17 protein-coding genes and 1 pseudogene are annotated in these 15,769 nt (G+C 42.1%); 4 read left to right on the top strand and 14 right to left on the bottom strand.

All coding sequences use genetic code 11. The annotated features are described in order from the left end of the window. Positions 1–79 precede the first annotated feature (79 nt). The gene (locus AC4PM4_RS03045; protein ID WP_072732822.1) at positions 80–661 is read left to right on the top strand and encodes a TetR/AcrR family transcriptional regulator; all 582 of its coding nucleotides are present in this window, start codon (positions 80–82) and stop codon (positions 659–661) included. Positions 662–685: 24 nt separating this feature from the next. Next, a complete protein-coding gene (locus tag AC4PM4_RS03040; protein ID WP_269056448.1) occupies positions 686–1,312 on the top strand; it encodes an HXXEE domain-containing protein in 627 nt (208 codons plus the stop codon). Between the two features lie 170 nt (positions 1,313–1,482). Here AC4PM4_RS03040 and AC4PM4_RS03035 read toward each other — a convergent pair whose 3' ends face one another. The 10 genes from AC4PM4_RS03035 to AC4PM4_RS02990 all read right to left on the bottom strand — a co-directional run bounded on the left by AC4PM4_RS03035 (position 1,483) and on the right by AC4PM4_RS02990 (position 9,817). Beyond that, positions 1,483–2,505: a phosphotransferase gene (locus AC4PM4_RS03035; protein ID WP_090806273.1), complete on the bottom strand. Its 1,023-nt coding sequence runs from the start codon at positions 2,503–2,505 to the stop codon at positions 1,483–1,485. A 179-nt stretch (positions 2,506–2,684) separates the two neighbouring features. After that, positions 2,685–3,665, bottom strand: a complete 981-nt coding sequence (locus tag AC4PM4_RS03030; RefSeq protein WP_491612721.1) for an SDR family NAD(P)-dependent oxidoreductase — start codon at positions 3,663–3,665, stop codon at positions 2,685–2,687. A gap of 165 nt (positions 3,666–3,830) precedes the next feature. Beyond that, entirely contained in the window at positions 3,831–5,054 is a 1,224-nt protein-coding gene (locus tag AC4PM4_RS03025) for an RNA polymerase sigma factor (RefSeq protein ID WP_491612720.1), read from the bottom strand. Positions 5,055–5,258: 204 nt separating this feature from the next. Next, positions 5,259–5,807: an NADPH-dependent FMN reductase gene (locus AC4PM4_RS03020; protein WP_063565051.1), complete on the bottom strand. Its 549-nt coding sequence runs from the start codon at positions 5,805–5,807 to the stop codon at positions 5,259–5,261. 37 nt (positions 5,808–5,844) lie between these two features. Then, positions 5,845–6,273 carry an Rrf2 family transcriptional regulator gene (locus tag AC4PM4_RS03015; RefSeq protein WP_491612719.1) on the bottom strand — a complete coding sequence of 143 codons (429 nt, stop codon included), beginning with the start codon at positions 6,271–6,273 and terminating at the stop codon, positions 5,845–5,847. Positions 6,274–6,279: 6 nt separating this feature from the next. Then, on the bottom strand, positions 6,280–7,170 hold the full coding sequence (murB, locus tag AC4PM4_RS03010) for a UDP-N-acetylmuramate dehydrogenase (RefSeq protein WP_072732818.1): 891 nt from the start codon (positions 7,168–7,170) through the stop codon (positions 6,280–6,282). A 113-nt stretch (positions 7,171–7,283) separates the two neighbouring features. Next, on the bottom strand, positions 7,284–7,640 hold the full coding sequence (locus AC4PM4_RS03005; RefSeq protein ID WP_488730708.1) for a HesB/IscA family protein: 357 nt from the start codon (positions 7,638–7,640) through the stop codon (positions 7,284–7,286). Between the two features lie 45 nt (positions 7,641–7,685). Next, positions 7,686–8,024, bottom strand: coding sequence for a hypothetical protein (locus AC4PM4_RS03000; RefSeq protein WP_274566921.1), 339 nt, complete (start codon positions 8,022–8,024; stop codon positions 7,686–7,688). Between the two features lie 50 nt (positions 8,025–8,074). Continuing rightward, on the bottom strand, positions 8,075–8,380 hold the full coding sequence (locus AC4PM4_RS02995) for a winged helix-turn-helix transcriptional regulator (protein ID WP_072732816.1): 306 nt from the start codon (positions 8,378–8,380) through the stop codon (positions 8,075–8,077). 33 nt (positions 8,381–8,413) lie between these two features. After that, positions 8,414–9,817, bottom strand: coding sequence for an MFS transporter (locus AC4PM4_RS02990; RefSeq protein ID WP_488730709.1), 1,404 nt, complete (start codon positions 9,815–9,817; stop codon positions 8,414–8,416). 165 nt (positions 9,818–9,982) lie between these two features. Here AC4PM4_RS02990 and AC4PM4_RS02985 point away from each other — a divergent pair, with 165 nt between their 5' ends. Continuing rightward, positions 9,983–10,642 carry a helix-turn-helix transcriptional regulator gene (locus AC4PM4_RS02985; protein WP_063565058.1) on the top strand — a complete coding sequence of 220 codons (660 nt, stop codon included), beginning with the start codon at positions 9,983–9,985 and terminating at the stop codon, positions 10,640–10,642. A 101-nt stretch (positions 10,643–10,743) separates the two neighbouring features. On the opposite strand, the gene AC4PM4_RS02980 is transcribed toward AC4PM4_RS02985, so the two are convergent. Further along, positions 10,744–11,889, bottom strand: a complete 1,146-nt coding sequence (locus AC4PM4_RS02980; protein ID WP_491612718.1) for an epoxide hydrolase family protein — start codon at positions 11,887–11,889, stop codon at positions 10,744–10,746. 25 nt (positions 11,890–11,914) lie between these two features. Then, positions 11,915–12,493 (bottom strand): LysE family translocator, encoded by a 579-nt coding sequence (locus AC4PM4_RS02975; protein ID WP_090806263.1) that lies wholly within the window; start codon positions 12,491–12,493, stop codon positions 11,915–11,917. A 134-nt stretch (positions 12,494–12,627) separates the two neighbouring features. Between AC4PM4_RS02975 and AC4PM4_RS02970 the strand changes: the two are divergent. Continuing rightward, positions 12,628–13,533 (top strand): annotated as a pseudogene (locus AC4PM4_RS02970) (LysR family transcriptional regulator). A gap of 84 nt (positions 13,534–13,617) precedes the next feature. On the opposite strand, the gene AC4PM4_RS02965 reads toward AC4PM4_RS02970, so the two are convergent. Beyond that, positions 13,618–14,412, bottom strand: coding sequence for an SDR family NAD(P)-dependent oxidoreductase (locus tag AC4PM4_RS02965; RefSeq protein ID WP_491612717.1), 795 nt, complete (start codon positions 14,410–14,412; stop codon positions 13,618–13,620). A gap of 168 nt (positions 14,413–14,580) precedes the next feature. Further along, positions 14,581–15,627: a helix-turn-helix domain-containing protein gene (locus AC4PM4_RS02960; RefSeq protein WP_491612716.1), complete on the bottom strand. Its 1,047-nt coding sequence runs from the start codon at positions 15,625–15,627 to the stop codon at positions 14,581–14,583. Positions 15,628–15,769 lie beyond the last annotated feature (142 nt).

The following is a 15,769-nucleotide window of genomic DNA, read 5'->3' as shown; positions in this document are numbered from 1 at the left end:
AAAATTAGGAAAACGTGCTAATATAAATTCAAACACTGTTTAAAACATTGTTTGAATAACTTTATTGGAGGTTTTACATATGGAACCAGACAAGAAAAGTGAAACAAAAGAAAAGATTATGCAAGCCACACTAGAGTTCACCAAACAAAGTGGATTTGAAGGCATCACCATACGAAAAATTGCCGAAGCCTCTGGTACAAATGTATCCCTGGTTAATTATTACTTCGGCTCCAAAGAAAATTTGATCAGTGAATCTATTAAAATGATTCTGAGTAGCTTTCAGCATACCTTTGTTATACTCGATGAATTATCCATTCCCGCCCGAGATCGATTAAAGCAATTCTTAATGGACTATTTACAAGTCATCCGTGAATATCCCGAATTGTTATCCAGAATTATTCTTATGGGTTCAGCAGATTTCTCATCTCAACAGGAATACGGTTCATTCTTAAATTTATTGGGGTTCCCCAAAGTTCAAAATACGTTAAAAGAGATAACCGGAGAGCAACAACCGGAACGACTGACCACAATGATGACGCAAGTTTTCGGGGCGCTTTTTCTCCCGGCACTTATGAGTCCTATTCTGGAAAAAGGCGCTTCTGTGAAGATTGCTCCGATAGAAGCACAAATTGACTTGCTCTTTGAAAGATACTTTCATTAAACAACATTGATGGAGGCGATTCAGTTGAACATGTTAAGAAAACATTGGCAAGACTTGGGATCGATCATTGCATTCCTTGTATGTATTTATCTCATCTTGGACTGGGGAACACTTCCGCGCATTAACAGCATTTTATGGTTAAGCTTTATTGCCATACTCCTGCATCAATTTGAAGAATATCGATGGCCGGGTTACTTTGCAGGTTTGTTTAATAAAGTTTTGTTCCAAAGTAAAACACCTGAGAGATATCCGTTAAATCAGCAGTCAGCCATGATTATTAATCTGATTATCGCCTATGTGTTTTATTTACCGCCTGTGTTCTTCCCTTCCGTTGTATGGCTGGGTCTGGCACCTATATTAATGGGATTTTTCCAGATTATCTGGCATGGCATCTTCGCTAATATAAAAGCAAAAAGCATATATAATCCCGGATTATTTTCAGCGATATTTCTGCATTTGCCAATTGGAATCTGGTACATTAAAAGTGCCTATGAACAGAATATGTTAACACCAACAGACTGGCTTTGGAGCATGATTTACTTTGTCGTAGCTGTCTATGTTTTAATTGTTAAAGGCAATATGTGGCTAAGAAACAAAAACTCCGTTCATCCTTTTTCACAAAAACAATTAGGATCTTATACTAAAAAATAAACCTTTGACTTCAATATAAAATAAACGCATCGCGTCTATGGATTCGATGCGTTTTACGTTTCTCTTTTGAAATGATTATATTTCAACCTTGAACTTTTCTGAAACTTCCTGAAGACGTGATGCCATGCGAGCAAGATAAAAAGCAGTAGAGCTGATTCCAAGACATTCATTTAAGTAACTTCCTGTACTTCTATCCCATTGAAAAGAAATGGAGCATTCATTAAATATTCTCTGATACACGCTTGTGCGTACGGCTGCTCATCAATTAATCGTGATGCTTCTCTAGGATCGGAAGAGTGGTGGCTGTAATTCTCAATTATGCACATGATAAAGAAACTTTCCAGAACCTCAACATAATCTGTTGGCAGTGTCCTTACACTTTCATAACCTCTGATGAACTCCAAACGTTGTGCGGGAAAAAGCCCTAATATTGTGTTTGCTATATCGTAAAGATAATATCCGTAGCCACATCGTCCAAAATCAATTGGATTAGGTTGTTCATCGTTGAATACGATGTTACCAATATGTAAATCTCCGTGGATGATTCCGTAATGCTGTGGATTCTGATCCAAGTCTGCAAGTTGGGATAATATTTTATGGGATGCTCTCTGATACGTCTTCCATGCCTGATCGGATAAAAACCTTGTATAATAACGTCTCAGTTTGGTCATATCCACTTTAAAACTCTCTTCTCCCCATATGGGACGAGAAAAATCAACAGATGGTACAAAACGGGTAATTGCTTCATGGAGTTTTGCGGCCATAGAGCCCATACGGTATGCACAATGTTCATTAACCTCATTTCCATCCATATGCTCTCCGTCCACCCAATTCATCATCGTGACATAAAAGTACATCCCCTCTTCTTCTGCCTCTATGAACAAAACATACGAGCCATCGCGACTCGCCACACCCTGAGGTACGTGGAGATCATCAGATGTGCCCAATGATTGAAGCAAAGTAAGTTCTGAACGGATAGACTCTTTACTTAGCCGATTGGAATGAATGCGAAGCAAATAGCTTTTCAATGGAGATGTATCGATTTTGTACGTGATGGTATCTGACAACTGAATAAAATGTATACAATCCCATGCTAATTCATACTGATCTAATGCCCTTAGACATACACTTCTCGCCTGAACGAGCAAACATTCAAGTTCTTCATGTGTCCCATTTTGAAAAAAAGTCATCATTGTCCTCCTCATTCATCATCCGCAAGCGAATCCAGATGTACAACGAATTATACAGAACAGACCATTGGGGGCGTATATAACAAACGATTTTAAAACGTCTTTTACATAACGAAGGGCATTTCCAACACAAAAAAAGCCGCCATTTCAGGCGACTTTCCTCATGAACAGAAAAAAAGATCTTAAGAGGTTGGTAGATCCGTTTGAGTCAACTGGGCTGAAACTTCCCATAGACGACGGGCTTGCTCAGGGTCGATAGCATAGTCCTTGACTCCAAAGAAAGCTCCGTCCGCAGGAGCTGGCTCACTGATGTCACAATCCTCGCAATACACTCCACCTTTTCCATCAAGTTGTGGAGATGTCGCTGCCCATACTTGCGTTGCTGCCCCTTGCTCAGGTGTTTTAAAGTTTGGATTAGCGACTTGACCAGACTCATCAATCCAGCCCAATGCGATCATTTCCTCTTTCGGCATATGTCGTTGCAGCGGCGTCAGAATGCCACCGGGATGTACAGAGAATGCACGCACGCCCTGATCTGCACCACGTCTATCCAGTTCGACGCTAAACAGAATGGTTGCTGTTTTGGACTGTCCATATGCAGGGAACTTTTCATAGCCGTTCTCAAATTGCATATCGTCCCAGCGAATTGCTGAGAAATGATGCCCTGTTGATGCAACGGAAACAACCCGTGCTCCTCCATGGCTGACGAGTGCCGGCCATAATAAGTTCGTCAAGGTGAAGTGTCCAAGATGGTTCGTAGCAAATTGAGCTTCCCAACCCGGGCCTACGCGAGTCTCTGGACAAGCCATAATTCCCGCATTCAGGATCAACATGTCGATACTGCGGTTGCTTGCCAGAAAACGATCGGCAAAAACACGGACACTAGCGAGATCTGCGAGATCCAGTTCATCGATCTCTACACCAGCTAGCCCTTCAAGAGCCTCTTTGGCGATGGCTGGCCGACGTGCGGTCACAACAACCTTGGCTCCAGCACGAACGAGTGCACGTGTAGTTTCCAGTCCCAATCCGGAATATCCACCCGTGACGATAGCAAGTTTTCCTGATAAATCCGTGTTATTCAATACTTCCTCAGCTGTCGTGCGATGGTTGAATCCGGAACCGATTTTATGTTGTAAGGTTTTTGAATTATTATTCTGGTTCATCAAAATAATCTCCTTCCAGAGGGGTCTTCTTCAAGTTTACAGCTTAGACTGTACTCTAAGTCAAATATTAACGAATCTACTTCAATGCCCCAAACCTTTACTCATACAAAAAAAGCCCGGTTCATCACCGGGGCTTACAATCAAAAGTATAAGGTTGTATTTCAATTATATTTTTATATACTTCACCCATTGCTCATGCAGTTCAGTCTCACTGCATTGAAAGATCCCTTCGAAATCTTGAGGACTGCGGATTAGTTTGTTCAATGCATCTACTCCGTATCGCTCAACCACAAATTCCACCATCATGTAAGAGAACTGAAAACCTTTCATCGTTTCAAAATCCCACGTATCGTTATTTAATTCATCAAAAGATGGAATCGACTGATTGCGTATGCTATCTTCCGTTGATCCTTTAATGAAATCTTGGGACATCTGTTTAGCTTCATATCCACCAATGCCCTGTCTTATCCATTTGGGAGCTGCAGGATTAATGTCGCTGATTAGCCACATGGCGAACAAGTGGACTGTGCCTTTCAGAATGGATTGATACGTATGCTCCGGTCCCGGGTTCAATGGAGAAACAATCTTCAGAGTACGCCCTTCATATGTGCCCATAAACCAATTGGGGGCATCTGTTTCGCCGACGGCTTGATGGAATGTTGGTAGATCAGGATAAATTTCAATAACTACCTTTTGTGATGGATGATGTTTATATTTGGTCGACACTCGTTCAACACTATTATTGAGTTCATCGAACAAATCTTGATGCACTTTCTTCGTACGATCATTCGTATCATGGTTTTCACCTTTATTTACAATGGAAATCAGTTCATGAATAGACATGATGGCAATATCCCCCCACTCTTTTAGTTCTTTTCTTAATTTCTCCAAAGCCCTGTATAGTCTGTTCTTTACTGCACTTTCCCGTCGTCCAACTATCTTGGATATTTCGGGCAAGGTGCAGTCAACGAAAAAGCGTAATGCAATAATTTCCTGATCAATCTCATCCAGCTTTACTAATGCAGAGCCAATATCAATTCGAATATCAACATGTTTCGTAAATTCAAGAGAGATCGATTGCGATTCATAATCTGTAAAATCATAAGGAGATTCTTTTTGTCGCGATAACCTGCGATATTCGTTCTTCACCGTGTTCTGAGCAATCTTAAAGATCCAGGTGAATAAATTAGAGCCTCCTTTAAAGCTGTGAATATTTTCGACTGCTTTCAAAAATACCTGTTGGGTCAAATCATCTGCAACCAACGGGTTCAATTTCAGTGAGAAGTATTTGCTGATTCGTTGACGATATTGCTCATACGTGTTCTCAAAGATGGTGATGCTTTCCTGTTCATCCGGATAAACAGGTTTTGTGTCATGAGCTCCTGACATGGTGGGGAACCTCCTCTTGATTTACATATAATTAGACACCGGAGGAAGCAAAAAAGCCACGCATGAGAAAAATAACTTTTGACTACCCACCTCTTTGATATGAATTCTGCTAACTTTTGAAGTTGAAAATAAACAAAGGCAGCCGATCGTACTGATCGGCTACCTTTGTTCTTTAATGAAACATAAATTTAATCCTTGCTTATTTCAGCTCGATGAAGCTTTTAGTTGAGTCTGCATGAAGACCAGTTCCTCAGCCAACTTTTCCAGCCGACTTAGTGCTTCAGTATCTTTAATGTTATTCTCAGCATCAAAATGATCACTATTCAGATATACATAGCTTGGGGCGACATAAGAGCGGAAAAAGCCGGCAATCGGTTTTAATTGATTTTCCACTACCAAATAATGCTGATAGGTGCCCCCGGTTGCTATAAAACCCATCACTTTATTGTAAATGCTCTGCACGGGCAGAAGGTCGAATACATTCTTCAGTACGCCTGTCAGAGAGGATTGATATATTGGTGTGCCGATAACGTAAAAGTCAGCATCAATCAATTTTTGGACCACCAACTGGGTGTCTTCATTGTATTCCTCCAACTTGCGACCATCGCAAAATTCGATCCCTTTATAATCTCTTAAATCTATGAGTTCCACTTCAATTTCTGGATGATTATTTTTTACGAATTGGAGTACAGCATCCACACCCACTGGTGTCTTTGATCCAATCAGTGACCCGGATAATCCGATTAATTTCACAACATTAACCTCCTATGATTTCTTCTTCATCATCAAACTATTCCATGGTTTCCAACGCACATTCCTTCATCACATGAAGCATGCTGCCTAGGGTGATTTTTTCTAACTGCTGCATTAACTGTTGTTCACTTTCTATGAAAATGTTTGCGAGCTGAATATCTACCTCTGCAGTTAAACTCCCTTTTTTCATAATGGATGGTTTGGGAATCTGAAGCGGTTTGGAAGACACCAGGGTGTACACATCTTTCAAGGTTATCTCATACGGGTCTTTAGACAAAACATAACCACCGTCAATACCTTCTTTTGACTTAACGTATCCCACTTTTTTGATCGAGCTAAGGACTCGGCGTATCCTCGCCGGGTTCACCCGAATCCTTTCAGAGATCTGAGTACTGGTTAGTTTCTCATTTTCATGTGAACTAAGGAGAACCAGAATATAGATGACAACACTTAGCTCACTGTTCATAGCTGCCTACTCTCCCAAGATAATGACTTCCGTCTCCAATTCAATATTAAATTGATTACGTACTGTTTTTTTAATTAATTTGATTAATTCTAAATAATCCTCAGCAGTGGCGTCATCTGCATTAATGATAAAACCAGCATGCTTCTTGGAAATTTCCGCTCCCCCAATGCGAGTGCCTTGTAAATTACACTCTTGAATGAGTTTTCCGACATAATGTCCCTCTGGACGTTTGAATACACTTCCGCAAGAGGGAAATTCAAGCGGTTGTTTGGATTCCCGTTTAAACGTTAAATCCTGCATGATACTCGAAATGACATCCTTATTCCCTGGTTTAAGCTTAAATTCCACTTCAAGTATGATGTATTGATCCGTTCGAAAGATACTGTTTCGATAACCAAGCTGCATGTCATCTCGGACCATGTTTATCAGCTCTCCGTTTTTAGTAACCACTAGCGCTCGCTCAACGACCTCATCCATCTGACCACCGTAAGCTCCCGCATTCATATATAAGGCGCCACCTGTACTTCCGGGTATTCCACATGCAAACTCCAGACCTGTTAAGCTGTTATGCAAAGCAGTACGTGACACATCAATAATGTTGGAACCGCTCTGCGCGACAATCTTGTCACCATAGACTTTAATCTGATCAAATTCGCTCAGAGAGAGCGTTATTCCACGCACGCCCTGATCTTTGATAATGACATTTGATCCTTTTCCAATAATCGTTAGAGGTATTTGATGTGTTTTTGCAATGTTAACCACGTTAATAATTTCTTCTTTCGTTGTGGGATGGATAAGTATGTCTGCTTTACCACCCAGCTTTATATACGTGTGGTCTTTTAATGGCTCATTCCATTTCAATTTTTCCAAAGGTATGTGATTCTCAAAAATATTCATGACATTCTCTCCCTGAGTTGAAAAGACATGATTGCACGATCGGCAAATAGAAAGCTCCTTCATTGTATGTTTAATATGAGATATTGGTTGAAAATATTCCGTCATCCTGACAATTAATCACATTTTTTGACCTCACCACGGTAATTCGCCATTCGGAAACTGGCCCCGCATCCACATGAAACTTTTGCATTAGGGTTATTCATGGTGAATCCCCCTAACATTCCACTTTCTTCGTAATCAATCTCAAGTCCTTCAATATATGGAACCGTATTGGTGTGAACCAATATACGAAATACACCTTTATCTAATAAGATATCCCCTTCTGCTTGCTGTTCATCTACGATAAGGCTATAGGATAAACCACTGCATCCCCCCTCATCGACCCTGACCCGAAGGAAAGAATTCTGGGTATCCGTACTTGCCAGGATTTCAACGATTTTTTCTGCTGCTGCTTCACTGACCTGAATCATTGTTATACCTCCTTGGAGCGTATTTTTTGGCTAGCCGGTTGTTTTTCAAACGCAGCCCATTAAAATCTTAATGATTTCTTCAGGACTCGTATATGCATTAAAATAACGACAACCTGTTGATTGCAGATGGATAGGAATATCCATAAGTTCCAGCGACCCGCTATACAATATCACTCGATATTTCTCGGGAAATTGTTCTATAAGCAGCTCAATATTGTCCACATTCATATCTACGATGATCACAGAATTATCCGGAAGTTGATCCATGTTGCCGATCACATCACGAGGAGCCTCCAGTACATGTAACGACGGCTCGGTTTGAATCAACAAACTTAAACTTTTAACAATGTGATGCGTATCGGATAGGATTAACACATGGTTCATTCAGAAAACCTCCGGATAAAATGATGGCAATCGCAGGATATTCCTTTGCGTTAATTCATGTTTGTAGTAAACCATTCCATCAAGCAAGGTATGAAAGCAGCTAGAGCGGCCCCTTTGGGTGTAAGTTCATACATGATCTGTATGGGATGTGTTAGGGCTTTTCTCTTCACCAACTGATCATTCTGAAGATCTTTTAATCGTTTGGAGAGGATCGCTTCTGAGATGGAAGGCACATTTTCGTAAATTTCGCTGAATTTCTTAGGACCTTGCGAAAGAGTACATAGGATATGGATCGTCCATTTCGTTCCGATAATACGATAGGCTGTGAAAAGTTTCTCGGTATCCGAAGTCAACATCGCATGAACACACCTTCCTTGGCTTACCCCCGTTTATTTGTTTTTCAAGCCTAACGATTGCAGTCCCGTTCTTATTTGGTCTGTTATTGGTGCAATTCGAGTACTGGCAATCAAGCTCAAGACGATTAACACCAGATGAAAGCCCATCGTTACGATTAATCCTGATTGCAATGACATCCCGCCAGCTTGACACACCACCAGGATAGAACCACCGATCCCGATGACTACGCCCGGTGTAAATGAATCTGCAAATTGCAGATTTGCCGAGGTTTTGCCAACGCCTTCCTCTCCTGTTTGGGAAAACGCAACAACACCACTAATCGGATGTGCCAATCCAATTCCTATTCCAGCTATGATTTGGCCTATAACCGCTACGGTAACGGTCACAACAGGAACCCAAAATACGATGGTAATTCCGATGACAAGCAGGAGTACACCAATAATAATTCGTGTATGACGTCCTCGACCCTGATCTGCCGAGTCCCAACGCCCTTGCAAATAAGCAATGACACACCAGCTCAGTGCAGCGCTTGCTACAATTAAACCAGCCTGAGAAGGTGTAATGCCTTTCACCTCAATTAAAGCCAATACCAAGAAATTTTGTGTACTGGTATAAGCAGCGAAGAACAGTCCACGCGTAGCGAGTATAGCGGGCATACCTCTTCGCAAAGCAAGGGTTCCCTCCGGCAGCAGTTTGCGCAGTGGGTATACCATCAGTACTCCCCCAATAAAGACGATAACAAATCCAATAATTGACGGAAGCTTTCCAAGTCCCACTAATAAAGTCCCCGTACCTATCGTTAATAGCAGTGCCATCCAAGTAGCGGCAGCTCCATTCTCCCCTTGTGCAGGCTCTGATTTTAATTTCGTAAATGCAGGTAGGCTAAGGAGTGCTGAAATCAACAAGATCGGTAGAATCCCCCAGAACACAAAGCGCCATGACCACTGATCTGCAATAAGGCCTGCAATGTATGGACCAAGCATGGACGGAAGAACGTAGGCTGTACCGAATGCTCCCAGTATTTTGGCACGTAATTCGTCCGGATAACTTAAGGAAATGGCCGTGTACACGCAAGTCATCATAGCTCCAGCACCCAAACCCTGCATGGCCCGTGACGCGATCATGGTATACATATCTCCTGCAGTTGCGGCTGCGACCAGCCCGACAATAAACAATAGAAGTGCGAGCGTAAATGGTACTGCGGGTCCCCTTCTATCAATAATCCGACCAACAACCAAGGTGCCTATAATCTGTGCAAGCAGATATGTACTGAATATCCAGCCAAACAGGTTAAGACCGTTCAGGTCTCCAGCAATGGAAGGAGCAATTGTCGTTACCGACAAACCTTCAAATCCAACAGCCATTACTGACAATATAATTCCTATGGATAATGCAAAATAACGCGGACTGAAAATACTTTGTGAATGGGACGACATGGTATGTGACCTCCAAGAGAATTTTATGTATACATCGTATCCGGATACTTAGTAAACATTTTACTTTACAAAGTTTAAACTACAGTTCGCCTTTGACTTTGTCAATGTATTTGTTTAAAATGTATGAAATAATGAAGATTCAGTTGCTTAAAAAGGAGGTTCACCATGAGCCGGGATCAAACGAAAAAGGATGCCTCAACCAGTACCCGAAAAGCAATCATTAACCTGCTTAAACAGCAAGGTGGAATGGATGTTGTGGCACTCTCCTCCCAATTTGCGTTATCTGGAATGGCTATCAGGCAGCATTTAAATGCACTGAAAGAAGAAGGATTGGTTACTTTCGAAGAAGAAGCTCGTCCCATGGGTCGACCAACCAAGCTATGGAGATTAACCCCCGCTGCTGATCGTTTTTTCCCTAGTGGATATTCGGAGTTATCCGTCAGTCTGATCAATTCCATGAAAGAAGCTTTCGGAAATGAAGGGCTGGACAAGCTCCTCAATGTTCGGAATAAGAACATGCAAGAGCAATATCTACAGTACATTGGCGATACATCCGGCGTGAAGGAAAGGCTGGAGAAACTGGCTGAAATTCGAACAAATGAAGGCTATATGGCCGAGGTTAAGGATCAAGGCGATGGTAGCCTCTTATTTATAGAGAAGCATTGTCCCATCTGTGAAGCTGCAGCAGTATGTACCGGCTTATGTAAGAATGAATTGCATTTATTCAAAACGGTTCTGGGGGATCAAGTTCATATTGAACGTGGAGAGTATATTTTGGCTGGAGGAAGAAACTGCATATATACGGTTAGAGAATATCATTCGTAACCAAACAAACTTGCATAACTATATAAAAAGCCGCCAACAGGCGACTTTCTGAATGGTTACGTTTTGTTCCCGTTAAATCCAGAAAAGGATTGTATGAGAAATTAATTAATGGAATGAATAAAACGATGAAGATGTTCAGCTAATAACTTTGGCTGTTCCATCGCAGCGAAATACCCCCCTTTATCCGCTTCCTCCCAGTACGTAACATGATACACACGCTCTACCCAGCTTTGTGGAGGCATCGGCAACTCCTTGGGAAATACGGAAACCCCTGTTGGAACAGTAATGCGCTGGCCTTCCGTGAAATGCAGTGGCATTTTGCCACCTTCAGTATAGATTCGCATGGAAGATGCAATTGTATTGGTAAACCAGTATATCGAGATATTCGTGAGGATATGATCAAGTGAACAGGAACTCTCAATATCTCCTTTACAGTCACTCCACCCCCGAAATTTTTCTACCATCCAGCTGGCAAGACCTGCCGGGGAATCACTCAGTGCAAAAGCCAAAGTTTCCGGCTTGGTTCTATGAAGGGCGCTATAAGCGCCTTCTCGTTCCGACCATTCCGCTACGGAGTCAAGGTATGTGCGCTCTTCTTTGCTCATCGAAGGTGTATTCTGAGTAAGTGGTGGCCTGTAGCTTCCAGGAATATAATTAAGATGAAGTCCTCTCACCCGCTCAGGGTAGATGAAGGCTAACCACGTTGAGACTCCTGCTCCAATATCCCCTCCCTGTACAAAATACCTTTCATAACCCAGACGATCCATCAGTTTCGCCCAAAGTGTAGCTACATATTTGGAACCTACCCCAGGCTGAGTGGGTTTACTCGAAAATGCGAATCCCGGCAAAGAAGGAATAATCACATCAAATGCGTCTTCAGCCTGTCCACCATATAATGATGGGGTTGTTAGATAAGGAATCAGTTCTAACATTTCTACGAATGATCCTGGCCAACCATGAGTCAGTAGCAGCGGCCGTGATGAAACTCCTTCACCTCGAACATGAACAAAATGTATATCGAAACCATCCACGTTCTCAATATATTGCGGGAAACGATTCAGTCTTGCTTCTTGCTCGCGCCAGTTATACTCCGAACTCCAGTAATCCACTAATCGCTTCAAAAAGGAATGATCTGTCCCCAAAGCCCATGGTTCTTCAGAGAATCGAGAGGGCCATGGAACCTGTTTCAATCTGTTAGATAAATCATGTAATTGTTGCTCTGGAATAGCGATCTTGAACGGTTTCATTTCAATTATCCTCCTACGTTTTGAGTTAAATAAAAATACGTATCGCTGAGTATGTCAACAACAGACACATCAGCAATCGAAATGACCTGTCATGGACAGTTAGAAAGGTTTTGAACATGGAGCCAAACCCCGACCATACAAGTAACGACAACCATCCCAGAAGGATCGATAAACTCAAATAAATAACAAGACTCCCGCCAGAAGGTGAAGAAGGCAAAATGAAAGCACTCATCACCGTTAGAAAAAACAATATACTTTTGACATTGATAAGTTGGAGCATAACACCGGATAAAAATGACGATTGCACATCCCTCGAATCCTTTTCCGAGCTTTTATTCCCAATCATAAGCCACACCAGATAAAGCATATATGCTGCACCAGCCCATTTAAAATACGGCCCTAAAACTGGCAACCAGTGATATAGGCTTGTTGTAAATACGCCGCTTATGATCCCCAATAAGCCAAACCCCGCTAAAATACCACCATTAAATCTCCATGATCCAATAAAGCCAAATTTCCGTGCCTCATTCATCATCAAGATGTTGCTTGGTCCAGGTGTTATGGAGGTCACGATCACATACGTTAGAAATGCTACAATATTCAAGCTGTACCCCCCAATGAAATCATTTACGATCTGAAGGACTTTATTGTATGATGAATTAAACCCTTAATAAAATCGAAATTATTAAAAGCATTATCATTTTTATCGATACATGTCTCAAGCTAAGGAGAACTTGGATGGAAATTAGACATCTTGTCACATTTCAGACGATTGTCGAGGTTGGAAGCTATACCGGGGCCGCATCCCAATTGGGCTACACACAATCCACGATCACGGCTCATATACAGTCCCTCGAAGAAGAGATTGGCGGGGAGCTTTTCACATACGAAAAAAGACAATTGAAGCTTACGCATCTTGGGAGGGAATTAATACCACTGGCAGAAGATTTGCTGGCAACTCATGATCAGATTAAAAGCATAAGAAGCGAACAGGAAGTTAAAGGTATATTAAGGGTAGCTGCACCAGAGTCTTTAACAATTTCCAGATTAAGTCCGATCATCAAGGAGTATTCATAGAAATATCCTCAAGTTCAATTCATCCTTACCAACGGTACATGTGAGCAAAACCAGGTTGATTTGATAAGTGGGCGTGTAGATGTAGCTTTGATGGTGTACCCCGAGCTGCATCCGGAAAAATGCATTCATTACCAGCTAATCGAGGAAAAAATAGTACTGGTTTCCAGCAATGACGGCCCGGAACATTTTGATGCGTATAAACTGGAGAACAACCCCACCTTTTTTATCACCAACGAAGAAGGATGCAGTTATCGAACCATGTTTGAAAAATATCTTGTAAAACATGATATTCCTCCGTTTCAAACGATGGAGTTATGGAGTATTGAGGCCATCAAACAAACCGTTATGAGTGGACTCGGCTTTTCTTTTTTACCTTACATGACAGTTAAAGAAGACGTGGAACGAGGAAAACTTAAGATTGTGAGTCATTCCGAACAGTTTGACCTCATTTACTCCCATATGCTGATTAAAAAGAAAAAATGGCTATCTCCAGCCATTAAAGCTTTCAGTGAGCTTGTTATAAAATCAATCAGTGTATCAGAAAACGAATCGGATTTGATCCATTAAGCTTATAGATATATAGAAACAAAAAAAGAACCTTGGGCTTCCCTCAAGGTTCTTTACGTTCAGTTGTATAGTGAAAAACAAAGTTTAGAAGATGGTTGGCACCATTCCCCCATCCATACGGATTGGAGAACCTTTGAATGCCGATGCATACGGACTGCATACAAATGTGGCCAATCTGCCAATTTCAACAGGCTTGATAAATCGTTGGATTTCGGATTGAGGCAGGTTTTTGCGCATAAAATCCTTCTCTTTTTCTAAAAAAGTCATCGATTCATCAGGGTAGATGCTCTCAATGATTTCTTGCACATTTTCAGAGAGGGTTGGTCCTGGCATGATTGTATTGACGGTAACTTCTGTTCCTACCGTTAATTTCGATAAACTTTTGGACAACGATAATAACATGGATTTGGTCATACAATACTGAGGCATTTGTCCTGAAGGCATGATGGCTTCTTCACTCGCAATAAAGATCATGCGGCCATAATCATTTTGCAACATTTTAGGCATGTAAAACTTGGACAATGCATTTGCAGTGAGCACATTCGTACGGAAGTATTTCTCCCAAACCTCATCGCTGATATCTTCATATTGCATCATTTCATAAATCCCCATATTGTTCACTAGGATATCAATTTGGGGGTATTTTTCAAATAAGGCTTCTCTTTGACCAATGTCCACCAGATCAGCTGTAGCTTTTTGAGGTGAGGTAGCGGGAAACTCGGACTTTATTTCATGAACCGCGCGCTCAACCTCTGCATCATTTCGTCCATTGATGAGCACATTAACCCCTTCTTTGGCAAGTTCAATGGCAATGGCTTTCCCTATCCCCTTCGTCGATCCTGTAACCAAAGATGTTTTACCGTATAAACCCATATCCATATCACACTACTCCTTTTATTTTCTTGTAGCGGCAAGCTGAATTGTTATCATGTTAAAAACAGTCTTGTGCTCCGGATAGGATTTATATTACCTTGTCTACATTGTCCAGTAACTAGCGTGTTGCGCCAAAGTTCTTGCATAACACGCCAAATGGTATAAAGCATTCAGTTAATGAAGCCTTGATGATTCTGGCGGTCCTTCGGATAGCGAATTCGTTCCTAAATATTCCGTACGCCAATTCGTTGGCGTATCCCCTTCCCATGAGCGGAAGGCACGGTAGAACGAGTTCTGGTCTTCATATCCAATTAAGAAAGCTACTTCTTTAATATCCAGTGTAGGGTCTGCCAAGTAGGCTCGTGCCTGCTCATGTCTGGCTTGCGTCAATAGATGCTTGAAACTTGTATTCTCTTCTGTAAGCCGGCGCTGCAAGGTCCGATCGCTCATACCCAATTCCTTGGCAACGACTTGAATGTCGGGGCGACCTCCTGTGAGACTGCGTTTCATAATCCATTTGACCATGTCTGTAATAGAACGACTGCCCTGCTGTTCATCCAGCGATCGGTCCAGGGCGGGAGTAAGGATCTCCAGTAACTCTTCGTTGTATGAAAGAAACGGACGGTCCAAATCTTTACGATGTAAGGTAAGCCGGTTACAAGTTGCACCCATCCGAATTGGGCAGCCAAAATAAGTCTCAAGGGTTCGAACATCGCCCATGGTGCGCGAAAATTCGACAAGCCGCGCAGTCAAAGGTTGACCTGTTCCCCGGCGCCCGAGTTCGAGGAGAAATGCCAGTGTGACTCCAACCAGCAATGACGGACCTGGTTGTTCGTTAGACCATTTCAGTTCAATTGAACAATCATCGCCCTCCTCAGTAATACGCAAGCTTTCAGGGGGACAAAGTTTTTTGTAGCGAGCCATTCGGTGTAATGCATCACGGTAGTCACGCGCATGGTAGGTTGCTAAGACACTCGGCGGGTATTTCCCCGTTTCAAAGACGGTCGCAAGCTTGATGATTCCTTCGGCAGTGTCACCGACGAGATCAGAATATGCCTGCCAGATCGCGAAATATTGAGCAGTCGTGACGGCTGGTTCAGTCATAATCGTGAGCGGCAGTTGTGCTTTGCGAGCTACATCGTGGGCCGCAATCCCTAATTGATGCAAGCTTGTCCAAAACCCTGCCGGGAATTTAATACGCTCAGAGGTGTGGGACTTCATAAATACCCTCCTTCTTGGAGTCATTGTTGCTTAATGATTCATCCACTGTACAGGGACTCTGATTCTTTTGCAATGTCTCTAATATTTCCCGGTCTCTAGAATAAAACAAGAAACCAATGCGGGAACGTCCCGCATTGGTTTC

Source organism: Paenibacillus sp. MDV22-iso6, from assembly GCF_058408365.1.
Note: the sequence above shows the minus strand (reverse complement) of the source record. Positions and strands in the feature narration are given on the sequence as shown.

Excerpts from the sequence above, each read along its gene's own strand:
- AC4PM4_RS03045 (WP_072732822.1), top strand. The coding sequence starts at position 80 with ATGGAACCAGACAAGAAAAGTGAAACAAAAGAAAAGATTATGCAAGCC.
- AC4PM4_RS02960 (WP_491612716.1), bottom strand. The coding sequence starts at position 15,627 with ATGAAGTCCCACACCTCTGAGCGTATTAAATTCCCGGCAGGGTTTTGG.
- AC4PM4_RS03005 (WP_488730708.1), bottom strand. The coding sequence starts at position 7,640 with ATGATTCAGGTCAGTGAAGCAGCAGCAGAAAAAATCGTTGAAATCCTG.
- AC4PM4_RS02980 (WP_491612718.1), bottom strand. The coding sequence starts at position 11,889 with ATGAAACCGTTCAAGATCGCTATTCCAGAGCAACAATTACATGATTTA.
- AC4PM4_RS03025 (WP_491612720.1), bottom strand. The coding sequence starts at position 5,054 with ATGTCAGGAGCTCATGACACAAAACCTGTTTATCCGGATGAACAGGAA.
- AC4PM4_RS03000 (WP_274566921.1), bottom strand. The coding sequence starts at position 8,024 with ATGAACCATGTGTTAATCCTATCCGATACGCATCACATTGTTAAAAGT.
- AC4PM4_RS03015 (WP_491612719.1), bottom strand. The coding sequence starts at position 6,273 with ATGAACAGTGAGCTAAGTGTTGTCATCTATATTCTGGTTCTCCTTAGT.
- AC4PM4_RS02985 (WP_063565058.1), top strand. The coding sequence starts at position 9,983 with ATGAGCCGGGATCAAACGAAAAAGGATGCCTCAACCAGTACCCGAAAA.
- AC4PM4_RS03035 (WP_090806273.1), bottom strand. The coding sequence starts at position 2,505 with ATGATGACTTTTTTTCAAAATGGGACACATGAAGAACTTGAATGTTTG.
- AC4PM4_RS03030 (WP_491612721.1), bottom strand. The coding sequence starts at position 3,665 with ATGAACCAGAATAATAATTCAAAAACCTTACAACATAAAATCGGTTCC.
- AC4PM4_RS02995 (WP_072732816.1), bottom strand. The coding sequence starts at position 8,380 with ATGTTGACTTCGGATACCGAGAAACTTTTCACAGCCTATCGTATTATC.
- AC4PM4_RS02990 (WP_488730709.1), bottom strand. The coding sequence starts at position 9,817 with ATGTCGTCCCATTCACAAAGTATTTTCAGTCCGCGTTATTTTGCATTA.
- murB (WP_072732818.1), bottom strand. The coding sequence starts at position 7,170 with ATGAATATTTTTGAGAATCACATACCTTTGGAAAAATTGAAATGGAAT.
- AC4PM4_RS02965 (WP_491612717.1), bottom strand. The coding sequence starts at position 14,412 with ATGGATATGGGTTTATACGGTAAAACATCTTTGGTTACAGGATCGACG.